General features: G+C 72.7%; 13 protein-coding genes and 2 pseudogenes. 8 read left to right on the forward strand and 7 right to left on the reverse strand.

Annotation, left to right across the window (positions count from 1 at the left end):
- The 3 genes and pseudogenes from ACRDSK_RS23105 to ACRDSK_RS23115 all read left to right on the forward strand — a co-directional run.
- Positions 1-619: pseudogene (locus ACRDSK_RS23105) on the forward strand (MFS transporter); the annotation flags it as partial.
- Positions 620-622: 3 nt separating this feature from the next.
- Positions 623-1,024 carry a VOC family protein gene (locus ACRDSK_RS23110; protein ID WP_431443329.1) on the forward strand — a complete coding sequence of 134 codons (402 nt, stop codon included), beginning with the start codon at positions 623-625 and terminating at the stop codon, positions 1,022-1,024.
- A gap of 100 nt (positions 1,025-1,124) precedes the next feature.
- Positions 1,125-1,922 (forward strand): DUF899 family protein, encoded by a 798-nt coding sequence (locus tag ACRDSK_RS23115; RefSeq protein ID WP_431443330.1) that lies wholly within the window; start codon positions 1,125-1,127, stop codon positions 1,920-1,922.
- Between the two features lie 65 nt (positions 1,923-1,987).
- On the opposite strand, the gene mshC is transcribed toward ACRDSK_RS23115, so the two are convergent.
- Positions 1,988-3,226 carry a cysteine--1-D-myo-inosityl 2-amino-2-deoxy-alpha-D-glucopyranoside ligase gene (gene mshC, locus ACRDSK_RS23120; protein WP_431443331.1) on the reverse strand — a complete coding sequence of 413 codons (1,239 nt, stop codon included), beginning with the start codon at positions 3,224-3,226 and terminating at the stop codon, positions 1,988-1,990.
- Positions 3,227-3,358: 132 nt separating this feature from the next.
- Between mshC and ACRDSK_RS23125 the strand changes: the two genes are divergently transcribed.
- Both ACRDSK_RS23125 and ACRDSK_RS23130 read left to right on the forward strand, forming a co-directional pair.
- Positions 3,359-4,540, forward strand: a complete 1,182-nt coding sequence (locus ACRDSK_RS23125) for a S8 family serine peptidase (RefSeq protein WP_431443332.1) — start codon at positions 3,359-3,361, stop codon at positions 4,538-4,540.
- Positions 4,537-4,773, forward strand: a complete 237-nt coding sequence (locus ACRDSK_RS23130) for a hypothetical protein (protein WP_431443333.1) — start codon at positions 4,537-4,539, stop codon at positions 4,771-4,773. The genes ACRDSK_RS23125 and ACRDSK_RS23130 overlap by 4 nt, the downstream gene beginning before the upstream one ends.
- A gap of 14 nt (positions 4,774-4,787) precedes the next feature.
- On the opposite strand, the gene ACRDSK_RS23135 is transcribed toward ACRDSK_RS23130, so the two are convergent.
- Positions 4,788-5,777, reverse strand: coding sequence for an aldo/keto reductase (locus ACRDSK_RS23135; RefSeq protein WP_431443334.1), 990 nt, complete (start codon positions 5,775-5,777; stop codon positions 4,788-4,790).
- Between the two features lie 64 nt (positions 5,778-5,841).
- Between ACRDSK_RS23135 and ACRDSK_RS23140 the strand changes: the two genes are divergently transcribed.
- On the forward strand, positions 5,842-6,591 hold the full coding sequence (locus tag ACRDSK_RS23140) for a DUF427 domain-containing protein (protein WP_431443335.1): 750 nt from the start codon (positions 5,842-5,844) through the stop codon (positions 6,589-6,591).
- Positions 6,592-6,684: 93 nt separating this feature from the next.
- Here the strand turns inward: ACRDSK_RS23140 and hrpA are convergent, their stop codons facing one another.
- The 4 genes from hrpA to ACRDSK_RS23160 are packed head-to-tail and all read right to left on the reverse strand — an operon-like array spanning position 6,685 to position 12,422.
- Entirely contained in the window at positions 6,685-10,566 is a 3,882-nt protein-coding gene (gene hrpA / locus ACRDSK_RS23145) for an ATP-dependent RNA helicase HrpA (RefSeq protein WP_431443336.1), read from the reverse strand.
- 50 nt (positions 10,567-10,616) lie between these two features.
- A complete protein-coding gene (locus ACRDSK_RS23150) occupies positions 10,617-11,240 on the reverse strand; it encodes an L-threonylcarbamoyladenylate synthase (protein ID WP_431443337.1) in 624 nt (207 codons plus the stop codon).
- Positions 11,241-11,257: 17 nt separating this feature from the next.
- The gene (locus tag ACRDSK_RS23155; protein ID WP_431443338.1) at positions 11,258-11,644 is read right to left on the reverse strand and encodes a DUF3037 domain-containing protein; all 387 of its coding nucleotides are present in this window, start codon (positions 11,642-11,644) and stop codon (positions 11,258-11,260) included.
- Positions 11,628-12,422: a HipA family kinase gene (locus tag ACRDSK_RS23160; protein WP_431443339.1), complete on the reverse strand. Its 795-nt coding sequence runs from the start codon at positions 12,420-12,422 to the stop codon at positions 11,628-11,630. Before ACRDSK_RS23160 ends, ACRDSK_RS23155 begins: the two co-directional genes overlap by 17 nt.
- Positions 12,423-12,551: 129 nt before the next feature.
- On the opposite strand from ACRDSK_RS23160, the gene ACRDSK_RS23165 reads away from it, so the two are divergent.
- Entirely contained in the window at positions 12,552-13,982 is a 1,431-nt protein-coding gene (locus ACRDSK_RS23165; RefSeq protein ID WP_431443340.1) for an MFS transporter, read from the forward strand.
- Between the two features lie 14 nt (positions 13,983-13,996).
- Positions 13,997-14,581, forward strand: coding sequence for a TetR family transcriptional regulator (locus ACRDSK_RS23170; RefSeq protein ID WP_431443341.1), 585 nt, complete (start codon positions 13,997-13,999; stop codon positions 14,579-14,581).
- A gap of 133 nt (positions 14,582-14,714) precedes the next feature.
- Here the strand turns inward: ACRDSK_RS23170 and ACRDSK_RS23175 are convergent.
- A pseudogene (locus ACRDSK_RS23175) lies at positions 14,715-15,858 on the reverse strand (hypothetical protein); the annotation flags it as partial.

A 15,858-nucleotide genomic window follows, 5' to 3' on the forward strand; every position in this document is an offset into this window, starting at 1 on the left:
GCTCGCGGCGATCGGGCTGCCGCCCTCGGCGCAGACCCGGCCTCGCGAGCCGGCGCGGCTGGCCGCGGCGTGGCGACCGGAGGTGCTCCGCGCGGCCGCGGTGGCGCTCGTCGGCTGGGGCTGCCTCGGCGGGATCACGTTCCTGGTCGCGTTCCGGACCGACGACGGGTTCGGCCTCGGTGCCGGCGCGCGCGGGCTGCTGCTGACCGCGTTCGGCGTGGTCGGCATGCTCACCGCCCAGCTGGTCGGTCGCCTGATCGAGCGAACCGGCGCCCTCACGGGCGCGCTCGTCGGCGGGGTCGCGGGCGCGGTGCCCGTCGCGTTGATCGGCGTCGTGCCGTGGCTGCCGGTGCTCGCGCTGCTGTGGGCGTTCACCGGGTTCTTCGCGCAGTTCCTGCAGGTCGGCGTGAACGCGCTCGTGCTGACCGGCGACGGGGCCAACCCGGCCGGCTCGGTGTCGGTGGTGCAGGCGTTCCGGTTCGTCGGCGCGGCGCTCGCCCCGGTCGCGTTCACGCCGGTCTACCACGCCTCGGCCGCGGCCGGCTTCCTGCTGCCGGCCGCGCTGCTCGCCGCGGTCACACCGCTCGCGCTGCTCGCGCGCCGGCCGGCGCGATACTGAGGCGTGCCCGGCTTCTCGAAGGTCTCCCACGTCTCGTTCTCGGTCCGCGACGCGGCCGCCAGCGCCGCTTGGTACCGGCGGGTGTTCGACCTGGCTCCGCTCACCGAGGCGACCGGACCGACCTGGCTGTCGATCCTGCTGATCCACCCGCCGACGACGCTGATCGTCGAGCTGCAGCAGCACGACGCCAACGCCGGCGAGGAGTTCGACCCGCGCCGGACCGGCCTCGACCACCTCGCCCTCAAGGTCGACTCGCGGGCCGAGCTGGACGAGTGGCAGGCGCACCTCGAGCGGCTCGGCGTGCGCCACTCGCCGGTCGCGGACCACCCGGGCCGCTCGATCCTGAGCTTCCGCGACCCGGACGCGATCCAGCTGGAGCTTTACCACCGACCCGACCACCCGTGACCCTGGGCGCTCGGGAGCGTTTGTCGAATCCGGCGTCGGCCGTTCGACGCCCGGGCAGCGGGCGCCCAGCGGAGGGGCCCGGCACACCACGGAGGACTCCATGACGTTCACGCCGAACGACCCGAACACCGCGCTGCCGGGCCGCCCGCCCGTGGTCGACCAGGCCACCTGGCAGGCCGCCCGGGACGAGCTGCTGGTCCGGGAGAAGGCCCACACCCGCGAGGGCGACGCCATCGCCGCGGCCCGCCGCCGGCTGCCGATGGTGGAGTTCGACGGGACGGTCGAGGTCGTCGGACCCGACGGCCCGGTCCCGTTCCTGGACCTGTTCCAGGGCCGCGACGAGCTCGTGGTCTACAAGCACATGTGGTACGACGGCGCGCCGCACCAGGGCCAGTGCGAGGGCTGCACCACCACGGCCTGGCACACGAACGACGCCGTCTACCTCAACGCCCGCGGCGTCTCGTACGCCGTCCTGACCACGGGCCCATGGGACGAGGTGGCCTCCTTCGTCGAGTTCATGGGCTACGCCCAGCCCTGGTACTCGGTGCGCGGCGTGGCTGGGCCGGCCGGCGGCGACATGGGTTACCTCACCTGCTACCTGCGCGCCGGCGACCGCGTGTTCCTCACCTACGCCACGACGGCCCGCGGCAACGAGCGGGTCAACGCATCCCTCGGCCTGCTCGACCTGACGCCCTACGGCCGCCGCGAGGCATGGGAGGACAACCCCGAGGGCTGGCCCGAGGCGTCGACCTTCCAGCCCGACGGCGGCCGCCCGAACGGCTCGTGCTGGTACTGGCGCTCCGACGCGGACGGCAACGCCGACTGGGGGCCGGCCAGCCGACCCGTGCCGCAGTGGACCCGCCCCGGCGCGACCCCCGAGGAGACTCTCGGCCGCTGATCAGTCGACGGCGTGTCAGGTGCCGGGCGGCACCCGCGGACGGTCCGCCCGGCGCGGCCGCTCGCTCAGAGCTCGACCCCGAGCAGTGCGTCGACCGCCTCGCGGACCCGGAGCGGGGCCGACAGGTCGCTTCCGTCGCCGGCCAGTGTCGCGTTCACCCACGCGTCGACCGCCCGCAACGCCTGCGGGGTGTCGAGGTCGTTCGCCAGGTGGTCGCGCAGCCGCGCGATGGTGTCGTCGGCGTCGGGGCCCGAATCCCGCCCGACCGCGTCCCGCCAGCGGCCCAGCCGGGTCTGCGCGTCGGCGAGCACCTCGGCCGACCACGCGCGGTCCTCGCGGTAGTGGCCGGAGAACAGGCCGAGCCGCAGCGCCATCATGTCCACCTTGTCCGCGCGCAGCCGGGACACGAACACGAGGTTGCCGCGCGACTTGGACATCTTCTCGCCGTCCAGGCCGATCATCCCGGCGTGCGCGTAGTGCCGGGCGAACGGGTGCTGCCCGGTCAGTGCCTCCGCGTGCGCGGCGCTGAACTCGTGGTGCGGGAAGATCAGGTCCGAGCCGCCGCCCTGGACGTCGAAGCCCATGCCCAGCTGGTTCAACGCGATCACGCTGCACTCGACGTGCCAGCCGGGCCGGCCCGGACCCAGCTCGGACTCCCAGCTCGGCTCGCCGGGGCGGGCGGTGCGCCACAGCAGTGCGTCCAGCGGGTGCCGCTTGCCGGGGCGGTCCGGGTCTCCCCCGCGCTCGGCGAAGTACCTGCCCATCGTCGGCTCGTCGTAGTTCGACACCGAGCCGAAGTGGCCGGACGCGAGCCGGTCGAAGTAGATGTCCGGGTGCTCCGGATCGTCGGCCCGGTAGGCCAGCCCGTCGGCGAGGAGCTTCGCCACCGCCTCGACGATCTCCGGGATCGACTCGACCGCGCCGAGGTACTCCCGCGGCGGCAGCACCCGCAGCGCGGCCATGTCCTCGCGGAACAACGCGGTCTCGCGCATCGCGAGCACGACCCAGTCGTCCTGGTCCCGCACGGCGCGTTCCAGCAGCGGGTCGTCCACGTCGGTCACGTTCTGCACATAGTGGACATCGTGGTCGTTGTCCAGCCACTGCCGGTACACCAGGTCGAACGCCAGGTACGTCGCGGCGTGCCCGAGGTGGGTGGCGTCGTAGGGGGTGATCCCGCAGACGTACATGTTCGCGGTGGCGCCGGGCGTGGTCGGGCGGATCTCGCCGGTCGAGGTGTCGTGGAGGCGCAGCGGGCGCGGCGTGCCCGGGACGCGCGGCACCGACGGGGATGGCCAGGTCTGCATGGCCTCGACACTAGCCGCCGCCCGGGTGGCGGGAAGCGGCCGTCCGTCGGGTGACCCCGTCACAGCGGGCCCGACCAGGCCGATCCAACAGTCGCACGGGGGTGAGGGCGAGCGAGGGAAGTAGGTGCTGCGATGACATCGGCGGCGGGCGGGACGACCGGCAGGTACCTGGTGCTGTTGGAGGACGACTGGTCCGGGGCGACCCGCGAGCTGAACCGGGTGGCCGGGATCCAGGCGGTGGACTCGGCGGAGGCGGGCTTCACCACGCCGCTCTGGGAGGCCGACGGGCTGGTGCTGCGCGACCTCGGGGTCGCGCTCGTGTCGGCGGATCCGGACCAGCTGACCGCGCTGACCGCGGCGGCCGACCGGCCGGGCCCGATCGCGCTGGTCGAGCCGGAGCGGGTCGTGCGGGCGATCGCCACGACCGCGACGGAGACGACGGCGGGTCCGACTCCGGAGGTCGACGAGACGACGTTCACCTGGGGCGTGCAGGCGGTGCGGGCGCCCAGTAGCGCGGCTACCGGGGTCGGCGTGCGGGTCGCGGTGCTCGACACCGGGCTCGACCTGGCGCATCCCGACCTCGCCGACCGGACGATCACCTCGCAGTCGTTCGTGGCCGGCGAGGAGGCGCAGGACGGCCACGGGCACGGCACGCACTGCGTCGGCACCTCGTGCGGGCCGCGCACGCCGGAGACCGGCCCCGGGTACGGGGTGGCGCACCAGGCCGAGATCCACGCCGGCAAGGTGCTGAGCGACTCCGGCTCGGGCGCGGACGGCGGGATCCTGGCCGGCATCGCGTGGGCGGTCGGCAACGGGTGCCGCGTGGTGTCGATGTCGCTGGGCGCGGCGACCCAGGCGGGCCAGCCGTACTCGCGGACCTACGAGCGGGTGGCGAGCCGGGCCCTGTCCCTCGGCACGCTGATCATCGCGGCCGCGGGGAACGAGAGCGAGCGGGCGCGGAGCAACGTCGCGCCGATCAGCCACCCCGCGAACTGCCCGTCGATCATGGCGATCGGCGCGCTCGACGTGCAGGGCCGGATCGCGGACTTCTCCTGCGGGACGGTCGGCTCGGTCGGGGCGGTCGACCTGGTCGGCCCGGGTGTCGGCGTGTACTCGAGCTGGCCGCAGCCCAGGCGCTACCGGCGGATCTCGGGCACGAGCATGGCGACCCCGCACGTGTCCGGCGTCGCGGCCCTCATCTCGCAGACGACCGGCGCCACCGGCTACGAGCTGTGGGCCCGGCTGGTCCAGACCGCCCGCCGGCTCGGCCTGCCCTCGACAGACGTGGGTGCCGGTCTCGTGCAGGCGCCGTGACGGTCCCCGTCGTCGTCGCCCTCGAGGACACCGACGACGCGGACATGTCCGCGGTGGTCGACGCACTGCGCGACGCCGGCCTGCGGGTGCGCGAGGTGCTCACCGCGGTCGGCGTCGTCACCGGGACGGTCGACGGCGACCGGCTCTCGTCGCTGTCGTCCGTGCCCGGCGTCGCCGCCGTCGAGCGGGAGCGGACGATCGTGCTGCCGCCGCCGGACTCGCCGGTCCAGTAGTCACGCGCCGTTCGTCACGCGAGGACGGTCGCGATCTCGGTCAGCTGCTCCGCGCGCAGCGGGCCGTGCTCGATGGCGCCCGCGTTCTCCTCCGCCTGGGCGACGTTGCGGAACCCGGGGATCGGGATGGTCCGCGGGCTGCGCGCCCAGATCCAGGCGAGCGCGCCCTGCGCGAGCGTGCGGCCGTCGCTGGTGAGGATGTCGCGGACGGCGTCGACGCGCGCCGCCCACTCGGGAGTCGGCACGCCGTCGTGGAAGAAGCGCAGCCATTCCGGCGCGGCCGTGCGGATGTCCGCGCCAGCCGCCGGTCGGCCACCCGTGCGGCGACCGAGCAGGCCCATCGCGAGCGGCGTGCGGTTGACGCTCGCGATGTCGTACCGGTCGCACATGGCGAGCATCTCCGGGTCGTCGTGCAGCACGCTGAGCTCGTGCTGCACGGCCACGCCGTGCGCTCCCGCGGCGAACACCGCGGCCCGCTCGGGGTCGTCGACGCTCCAGCCGTACCCCCGGATGAGCCCCTCCTCGACGAGCTTCTCGCACGCTTCGACGAGCGGCGCCGCGGCCTCGATGGACGGTTGCGGGTGCAGTTGGTAGAGGTCGACGTGGTCGGTGCGCAGGCGCCGCAGGGACGCCTCCAGCGCGCGGCGGACGTAGGCCGGGGAAGCGTCGTTGCCGTGCAGCACCTTGGTGTCCGGGTCGAAGAGGTTGCCCCATTTGGTGGCGATCACCACCTCGTCGCGGCGCCCGGCCAGCGCGCGGCCGAGCACCTCCTCGCTGTGGCCGGCGCCGTACACGTCGGCGGTGTCGAAGAAGGTCACGCCGGCGTCGAGTGCGCGGCGCACCGCGCGGACCGACTCGTCGTCGTCGACCTCGCCCCAGCCCAGCGGCAGACCCTCGGTGTCGGAGAACGGCCCGCCGATCGCCCAGCAGCCCAGGCCGAGCGCGCTGACCTCGACGTCCCCCAGCTGTCGCCGGCCGGTCCAGGTGTTCGTCTGTGCAGTCATGACCACATCCTGAGACCTGGAGCGCGCTTCGGGTCCAGCCCTTGTTTCCGAGTAGCTTGGTGTCATGGCTGACACGCGTGGCAAGGTCAAGGTCGAGACGAGCCGCAAGCGGATCCGGGCCTACGTCGGCGGGCACCTGGTGGCCGACTCGTTCAACCCGGTCCTGGTCTGGGAGATCCCGTACTACCCGACGATCTACCTGCCCCTCGCCGACGTCCGGGGAAAGCTGGAGGCGACCGGCTCGTCCGAGCACTCCCCCAGCCGCGGCGACGCGACGCAGTACGACGTGGTGGTCGACGGCACGGTCGTGAAGACCGCGGCGAGCCGCTACCTCGAATCGCCGATCCCCGAGCTGCGCGACCTGGTGAAGCTCCATTTCGCCGCCATGGACGAGTGGCTGGAGGAGGACGAGCCGATCTACGTCCACCCGCGCGACCCGTACAAGCGGGTCGACATCCTCGGCAGCTCCCGGCACGTCGAGGTGCGGGTGGACGGCGTCACGGTGGCGGACTCGCACCAGCCGCGGATTCTCTTCGAGACCAGCCTGCCGCCGCGGTACTACCTGCCGCTGTCGGACGTGCGGATGGACCTGCTGCGGCCGTCGGACCTGCAGACCCACTGCCCGTACAAGGGCACCGCGTCCTACTGGAACCTGGACACGGGCGAGGATGTGCACGAGAACGTCGTCTGGATCTACCGGGCGCCGTTGCCGGAGTCTCAAAAGGTCACCGGGTTGGCGTGCTTCTACAACGAGAAGGTGGACATCGTCCTGGACGGCGAGGTGCAGGAGCGTCCTCGCACACCGTTCAGCTGACCCATTGGGCGCCAGCCCGAGGAACAAGGGTCGGGGCAAGCAGGCGATCCACTGGCCCCGACCCTCTCACTCGGGCTGGCGCGTCAGGGTTACTCAGGGCAGGAGTGCGTCGATCGCCTTGTACACGCGCTTTTCCGAGATCGGGTGGGCGGTGCCCAGGGTCTGGGCGAAGAAGCTGATCCGCAGCTCCTCGATCATCCACCGCACCGAGCCGTCGTCGCGGGTGCGGACCTCCGCGTACGCCTGCTCCGCGTCCTGCACGGCGTAGGTCCACTCCAGGTCTCGGGTTGGGCGCTCCGGCAGCTTCTCCAGCCGGCGCTCGATGCCGCGCAGGTAGCGCTCCACATCGGACAGTCTCGCTTGCCCGGCGTCGGTGACGAAGCCCTTGTACACCAACGCGGATCGCTGCGTTCGCATGTCGGCTACCGACTCGGCGAACACGCCGCCGGTCATGCGAGACAGTGCCGCGTCCACCGACGCGTCGGTCGTGAGCACGGCGCGTACGCGGTCCAGCACCGCGTAGAGCGTGTCGGCCAGGTCCGCTCGGACGGCCGTGCACAGCGCCTCGAAGTCCTCGGGTGTCCACACCGGACCGCCGGCTCGGGCGATCAGCGCGTCCGCGGCCGCGTCCAGGCAGTCCTCCAGCAGTGCCGGCACGCTGCCGTGCGGGTTCGCCGACAGGGCCAGCTTCGCCGCGTTCGGTAGGCGGCGCACCACCTGCTTCACCGGCGCCGGCACGGTGAGCAGCACGAGTCTCCTCATGCCGCGCCACATCTCTCGGGACTGCTCGGCCGGGCTGTCGAACAGACGAACCGCCACCGACGAGCCGGTGTCGACCAGCGCCGGGTACGCGGTCACCTCCTGGCCGGCCCGCCGCAGCGACACGTGCCGCGAGAGCGGGCCGAACGACCACGACGTCAGCCCCTCCCGGGTGAGTCCCTCGGCGCCGGCGGCCAGCGACTCACGTACCCGCGACGCCAACTCCCGCTTCAGCGCACCGAGGTCCTTGCCCTCCAGCACCGGCCGGCCCTCCTCGACGACCTGGAACGTCGTGCGCAGGTGTTGCGGCACCTGGTCGAGCTGCCACGCGTCCGGCGGCACGACCACGCCGGACAGCGCGCGCAGCTCGCCGGCGACCTGGTCCAGCGTGGGCTCGGCGACCGAGGACAGCCGGTCGCGTACGGCCGCGGCGAAGTCCGGCACCGGTACGAAGTTGCGGCGCAGCGGCTTGGGCAACGAGCGAATCAACGCGGTGATCAGCTCGTCGCGCAGGCCGGGCACCTGCCACGGCAGGCCGTCCGCCCGGACCCGGCCGAGCAGCGCCAGCGGCACCTGCACGGTGACTCCGTCGGTGTCGGTCCCAGGTTCGAACCGGTACTGCAAGCCGAGCCGGATGTCGTTGTGCGACATGGCATCCGGGTACGCGTCCGGGCTCACGTCGCCGGCCACGGCGCTCACCAGCATGGTGGGGTCGAACGTCAGCAGCTCGGGCTCCGACCGGCGCGTCTTCTTCCACCACGTGTCGAAGTGCCGGCCGGACACGACCTCCGGGCCGACCCGCTGGTCGTAGAACTCGAACAGCGTCTCCTCGTCGGCCACGATGTCGCGCCGGCGCGCCTTGTGCTCCAGTTCCTCGGCCTCGGCGAGCAGCTCCGCGTTGCGCCGCAGGAAGGTGTGGTTCGAGTGCCACTCCCCCTGTACCAGCGCGTGCCGGATGAACAGCTCGCGCGCCACCGGCGGGTCGATCCGCCCGTAGTTCACCGGCCGGTCCACCACGATCGGCAGGCCGAACAGCGTCACCCGCTCGGAGGCCATCACCGCGCCGCGCTTCTTCTCCCAGCGCGGCTCGCTGTACGTGCGTCGCACGAGGTGCCCGGCGATCGGCTCGATCCACTCGGGATCGATGCGCGCCGCGATCCGGCCCCACAACCGCGTCGTCTCGACCAGCTCGGCGGCCATCACCCAGCGCGGCTGCTTCTTGAACAGCGCCGAGCCCGGGAAGATCCCGAACCGCGCGTTGCGGGCGCCGAGGTAGTCGCGGGTGGCCGGGTCCTTCATGCCGACGTGTGAGAGCAGCCCGGCGAGCAGCGCCTGGTGGATCTTCGTGGCGTCCGCGGGCGTCTCGTTGGGGCTAACGTCCAGACTCTTCGCCATCTGCCGCAGCTGGGCGGCGACGTCCTGCCACTCGCGCACCCGCAGGTAGTTGAGGTACTCCGCGCGGCACAGCTTGCGGAACCGGTTCGCGGACAGCTCCGAGCGCTGCTCGGTCAGGTACCGCCAGAGGTTCAGGTAGGACAGGAAGTCCGACTCGGGGTCGCGGAACCGGGCGTGCTGCTGGTCGGCCTGCGCCTGCTTGTCCACCGGCCGCTCCCGCGGGTCCTGGATGGACAGTGCGGCGGCGATGACCACGACCTCGCTGACGCAGCCGTCGCGGTCGGCCGCGAGCACCATGCGCGCGAGCCGCGGGTCGACGGGCAGCCGGGCGAGCTTGCGGCCCAACGGGGTCAGCCGCGGCACGGACTCCTTCGTGGAGCTCTCCAGCGCGCCGAGCTCGTTCAGCAGGTTCATGCCGTCGGTGATGTGCCGGCGGTCCGGCGGCTCGACGAACGGGAACGCCGCGATGTCGCCGAGGTCCGCGGCGGCCATCTGCAGGATGACCGAGGCGAGGTTGGTGCGCAGGATCTCCGGGTCGGTGAACTCCGGCCGCGCGTCGAAGTCGTCCTCGGCGTAGAGCCGCACGCAGATGCCGTCCGAGGTGCGACCGCAGCGGCCAGCGCGCTGGTTGGCCGACGCCTGCGAGATCTTCTCGATCGGCAGCCGCTGGACCTTCAACCGGTTGGAGTACCGGGAGATGCGCGCGAAGCCGGGGTCGATCACGTACTTGATGCCCGGCACGGTCAGCGAGGTCTCGGCGACGTTGGTCGCGAGCACCACCCGCCGGCCGCGGTGGGACTGGAACACCCGCTTCTGCTCCCCGGTGGACAGTCGGGCGTAGAGCGGCAGGATCTCGGTTCCCGGCCGCTCCTGCGCGAGCAGCGCGTCGGTGGTGTCGCGGATCTCCCGCTCGCCGGAGAGGAACACGAGGATGTCGCCCGGCCCCTCGACGCACAGCTCGTCGACCGCGTCGAGGATGGCCTGGGTCTGGTCGCGGTCGGGGTCGGCGTGCGGGTCGTCGGGGTCCACGACCGGGCGGTAGCGCACCTCGACCGGGTAGGTCCGGCCGGACACCTCGACGATCGGCGCGTCCGAGAAGTGCCGGGAGAACCGTTCCGGGTCGATGGTGGCCGAGGTGATGATCACCTTGAGGTCGGGCCGGCGCGGCAGCAGCTGCCTGAGGTAGCCGAGGATGAAGTCGATGTTGAGGCTGCGCTCGTGCGCCTCGTCGATGATCAGCGTGTCGTACTGGCGCAGCTGGCGGTCGGACTGCAGCTCGGCGAGCAGGATCCCGTCGGTCATGAGCTTGACCAGCGTGGCGTCGCCGACCTGGTCGGTGAACCGGATCTTCCAGCCGACCGCGCCGCCCAGCGGCACGTCCAGCTCGTCACTGATGCGTTCGGCCACCGTCCGCGCCGCGATCCGGCGCGGCTGGGTGTGGCCGATCTGCCCGCGCACGCCCCGGCCGAGCTCGAGGCAGATCTTGGGCAGCTGCGTGGTCTTGCCGGAGCCTGTCTCCCCAGCCACGATCACGACCTGGTGCTCCGCGATCGCCTTCTTGATGTCCGCGCGCCGCTGGCTGATCGGCAGCTCGTCGGGGTAGGTGATCTCCGGGACGGCGGCCCGCCGCCGCTCGACCCGCGCCGCGGCCTTGTCGACCTCGCCGGCGACCTCGGCGATCCGCTGTCTCCGGGCGGCCTCGTCGCGGACCTTGCCCAGCCCGTCGAGCCGACGACTCAGCCGCCGCTCGTCGCGCAGCGTCAGGTCACCGAGGCGCTTGCGGAGATCGGCCAGGCTGGGGCTCGTGGCGGACACACTCATACGTCATCGAGCGTAACGGCCGGCGCCAGCGGGATATTTCGTCCCGGCACTCACTGCTCGAACGGCGCGGGATCCCCGGCACCCTTGCGGATGATCTCCGGTTCGTCGGTCGAGTAGTCGACGACCGTGGTCGGTTCGGTGCCGCAGTCGCCCGAGTCGATCACCGCGTCGACCACGTGGTCGAGCCGCTCCTTGATCTCCCAGCCCTGGGTCAGCGGCTCCTCCTCATCGGGCAGCAGGAGCGTGCTCGACAGCAGCGGCTCGCCCAGCTCGGCGAGGATCGCCTGGGCCACCAGGTGGTCCGGGATCCGCACGCCGACGGTCTTCTTCTTCGCGTTGAGCAGCCGGCGCGGCACCTCCTTGGTGGCCGGCAGGATGAACGTGTAGCTGCCGGGGGTGACCGCCTTGATGGCGCGGAACACCGTGTTGGACAGGTACACGAGCTGACCCAGCTGCGTGAAGTCGTGGCACACCAGCGTGAAGTGGTGCCGGTCGTCGAGCTGGCGGATCTGCCGGATCCGGTCCATCCCGTCCCTGTTGCCGGCCAGACACCCCAGGGCGAAGCACGAGTCGGTCGGGTAGGCGATCAGCCCGCCGTCCCGCAGGAGCGCCACGACCTGGCCGATCGCGCGCCGCTGCGGGTTGTCCGGGTGCACGTCGAAGTACTTCGCCACGCGAGGAGCCTAAGGCCCTACGGATGGTCGACCGGCGGCAGCACCTGGGTGCGCATCAGGTGGTCGAGCTCGCCCTGCGGGTCGTCGGTCAGCCCGGTGTGCGCGGGCGAGGTCTGCACAATCGTGCTGCGGGGCGCGGTCAGCCAGCGGAACCGTTGCCCCAGCGAGCTTTCCGCCATCGGCCCGGTGCCGTCGCAGGCCTGGGCCCACGAGCGCAGCGCGTCGCGGAGCACGTCGAGATCCATGCCCGGGTCCAGCGCCGCGAGCCGCTGGGCGTCCACATGGGTCTGGCAGCGCAGGAACCGCAGCGGGGCACAGTAGACGATCGCGCCGACGTTCATGAACTCGCCGCGCTCCTGCCGCGGGACCGCGCGCACCAGGGCGTACTCAAACACGTGCGGCACGGGCCTCCTCCAACGCCGGGACCCAGACGTCCGCCCGTCCCAGTCGACTCTCGAAGAAGGCACGGTACGCGGCCCGCGTCCCGGCCGGCGAGCCGAACGCCGGTTCCGCGCCGAGCCACTCGTCGGGCACGAGCGCGAGGACCTCGTCCAGCACGTCGCCGGTGACCAGCGGCCGCAGCGCCCGGTCGGCCGCGGCGACGTCGCCGGCGACCGGCAGCATGACGTGCTCGGCCGCGTCGTACCTGTACTCGGGCGCCGGCGCCCAGCCCGGACCCCACCGATGGTGGAAGTACAGCGAGGCACCGTGGTCGATCAGCCAGACCTCTCGGTGCCACAGCAGCATGTTGGGGTTGCGCCAGCTCCGGTCCACGTTCAGCACGAGCGCGTCGAACCACAGCAGCCGCGCGGCGAGGTCCGCGCCGGGGTCGCGCACCCGCGGGTTGAAGTCGAACGAGCCGGGCAGGTAGTCCAGGCCGAGGTTGACGCCGCCGCTCGCGTTCAGCAGGTCCTGGATCTCCTCGTCCGGCTCCGCCTTGGACAGCTGCGGATCCAGCTCGACCAGCACGATCTCCGGCACCCGGAACCCCAGCCGCCGGGCCAGCTCGCCGACGATCACCTCGGCCACGAGCGCCTTGAGCCCCTGGCCCGCGCCGCGGAACTTGAGCACGTACATGCCGAGGTCGTCCGCCTCGACCAGGCCCGGCAGCGACCCGCCCTCCCGGAGGGGCGTCACATACCGGGTGGCCACGACGGTGCGCAGCCGGCTGACTGAATCCACGGTGCGCATCATGCCTGGAGGGACGGTGGCACCGCGTCGATACTCGGTTGACCGGACCGGGTGAACATCTGTTTACTCCCGGGGGTGAACAACGGTTCACGGTCCGGGACGACTCGATCCCGCCGGCTCATGTTCGTGCTCTGTGGCTGCGGCATCACCGTGTCCCTGATGCACACCCTCGTCGTGCCGCTGCTGCCCGAGATCTCCCGGGGGCTGCACCTGTCCCAGGACTCGGCGTCCTGGCTGCTGACCGCAACGATGCTCGCCGGCGCGGTCTGCGCACCGATGGCCGGCCGGCTCGGCGACATGATCGGCAAGCGCGCGGTGCTCGCCTACGCGCTCGCCCTGATGACCGCCGGTTCGCTGCTCGGCGCGGTGAGCTGGTCGTTCGGCTCGCTGCTCGTCGCCCGCATGCTGCAGGGCGCGGCGTTCGGCGTGCTGCCGCTGGGCATCAGCATCCTCAAGGACGAGCTGCCGCCGGACCGGGTCATGGCCGGCACCGCCACCATGAGCTCCACGCTCGGCGTCGGCGCCGCGATCGGCATGCCGCTCGCGGGGGTGATCGCGCAGCCGCTGAGCTGGCACGCGGTGTTCTGGGCGGCGACGGCGACGTCGCTCGTCATGCTCGTGCTCGTCGTGGCGTTCGTGCCGGAGTCGCCGCTGCGCTCCGGCGGCCGGTTCGACGTGCTCGGCGCGTTCGGGCTCGCGGCCGGTCTGGTGGCCCTGCTGCTCGCGATCTCCCAGGGCTCGCGGTGGGGCTGGGCGAGCGTGCCGACCATCGGGATGTTCGCGGCGGCGGCGCTGGTGCTGGCGGTGTGGTCGGCGCACCAGCTGCGGACGCGCTCGCCGCTGGTCGACCTGCGCACGTCGGCGCGACCGGTCGTGCTGCTCACCAACCTGGCGACCGTCCTCGTCGGCGTCGGGATGTTCGCGGGCTTCATGCTGACCCCGCTCCAGCTGCAGGCCGAACAGGCGACCGGGTACGGGTTCGGCGTCCCGGTGCTGGTCGCGGGTGTCTGCATGATCCCGATGGGGCTCGGGATGCTGATCTTCTCTCCGCTCTCGGCCAAGCTGTCCTCCCGGCGCGGCGCGCACACCACGCTGATGACCGGTGCGCTGATCCTGTGCGCGGCCAACATCTGCCAGGCACTGCTCCCGGGCAGCCTCGCGGTGCTGGTGTCGGTGCTGATGCTCGCCTCGATCGGCGCGGCGCTGTGCTTCTCCGCGATGCCCACGCTGATCATGGACTGGGTGCCGGTGACCGAGACCGCGTCCGCCAACAGCCTCAACGCCCTGCTGCGCACGATCGGCACGAGCACGTGCGCGGCGCTGGGCGGCACCTTCCTGGCGGCGTTCACGCTCGACGTCGGCGGCGCGCCGGTCCCGTCGTCGACCGGGTTCGTGCTCACCTACTGGATCGCCGCGGCGGCTTCGCTGGTCGCCGCCGCGCTCGCGGCGGCGGTGGCGATGGTGATCCGGCGGACCGGCTCCCGGCTCGCCCGAGTCGCGGAGCTCGACGGCGAGGGAGCCGTCGACAACGCGGTCGACACGGCCGCTTAGTACGCTTCCTCGCCATGGGCACGGAGGCGGCCGGTGCCAGCACGCCCGACGAGGACCTGACGAGCGGCGGCCAGACCAGGGACGCGATCCTGCGAGCCGCGCGGCGGCGCTTCGCACAGCGGGGGTTCGCCGAGGTCGGACTGCGCGACATCGCACTGGACTGCGGGGTCAGCGCAGCGCTGGTGGTGAAGTACTTCGGCACGAAGGAGCGGCTGTTCGCCGAGGCGGTCTCCTTCGAGGCGGAGGCGCGGGCGCTGCTGGACTGCCCGCTCGACGAGCTCGGCGCGCACCTGGTGCGCACGCTGCTCGAGCTGCACGAGAAGGCTCTCTCGGACCCGTTCCTGCGCGCGGTGATGGCCGCGTTCCGGCCGAACGGAGCCGAGTTCTCCGCGTCGTTCCAGCGCTACTTCGCCCAGCCCCTGGCCTCGCGCCTCCAGGGCCACAACGCCCAGCTGCGGGCGGACATGATCTGCGCCCAACTCGTCGGCCTCGGCGCGGCCCGCCTGGCGATCAAGCTCCCCGCGATGGCCGCGCTGCCCGCCGAGAGCGTCGTCGAGCTGCACGGCCCCCTGCTGCAGAACCTGATCGACGCGCCCTGAGCCCGACCGGGTGCGCACACAGCGATGCGCCCGCCGGGGCACGGTGGCGAGCGCATCGCTTCTTGCGGTGAGCTTGGGCGACGGGTCCTGACACTCGGGGTTCAGGGGTGCCAGGACCCGTCGGGTTCGGTTGTCAGCGGCGGCGCTGCACCGGATACAGCCGTCCGTCGCTGGACATCGGGCCCACGGGGCCGCGCCGGGCCGGCGGGAACTGATCGTAGGAGTCCTCCGGGCCGTACTGGCGAGCCGCCGGCATCGCGCCGTAGGACTCCTCCGGGCGACCGACCGGACGCATCCGGCCGTCGCTGCCCATCGGGTTGATCGGGTGCCCGGCCGGCGGCATCTGGCCATAAGAGTCCGCCGGACCGGGACGCCCGTACGGATCCGCGGCGTGTCGGGCGCCGGGGCCGTGACCGTCCCACGCACGCAGGTTCAGCTGCGGCGGGTCGTAGTTGTGGGCGTTGACCGGCGGGAGCCGGGTGTACGAGTCGACCGGGCCACCCGCACCCGGGTAGTCGTTCGCGGGCGGCATGCCGGGGTAGGAGTCAGCGGGCCCGGGCCGGAAGCCGTTCGCCGCCGGCCCCCGACCGTCCCTGTCCACCGGCGGCATCCGCTCGTACGAGGCCTCCGGACCCAGCCGCGGATCCACCGGCCGCAGCTGGCCGTAGGAGTCCACCGGGCCCGCGCCGCCGCTCGACCGGAGCCGGTCGTTGATCGGCGGCACCGCCGGGAGACGGTCGTACGAGTCCTCCGGCCCGGGCCGGCCACCCGGCATCATGCGGCCGGCCGAGTCGGCAGGCCGCATCCGGGCGTTCGACGCGGCGGGTCCGTGACCGTGCATCTGCGCCGCGTGGCCGTTGGCCTGCGCGGGATGCATCCGACCGTAGGACTCGCCGGGGTTCATCGGGGTGGACGCGAGGTTCCCACCCGCGTCGATCCGGCCGATCCGACCGGTGGACTCCACCAGCCGGCCGTCGGAGTCGACCAGTCCGCCGCCCTGGTGCTGGAACCGGGTCGGGTCCTGCTCCACCGGCGTCATCCGGGCACTCGACGCGTTCGCCTGGGCGGCGGCCACGCCGGGATCGACCGGCTCGAGCCCCTCGACGGAGTCGGTCGGCCGCACCCGCCGCTCCCCCTTGGCCGGCAGCGCGTGCCGGCCCTTCTTCCGCTCGGCGGTCGCGGCGAACCCGCGCTTGGTCGGTGTCGCCGGCTGCTGCCGGCGGTTCGCCGAGCCGGCGGTCGGCCGCGAGCCGGCCGAGCGCCGGGCGGTCCCGGCG

Source organism: Actinophytocola sp., from assembly GCF_050699915.1.
Taxonomy (GTDB): Bacteria; Actinomycetota; Actinomycetes; order Mycobacteriales; family Pseudonocardiaceae; genus Actinophytocola.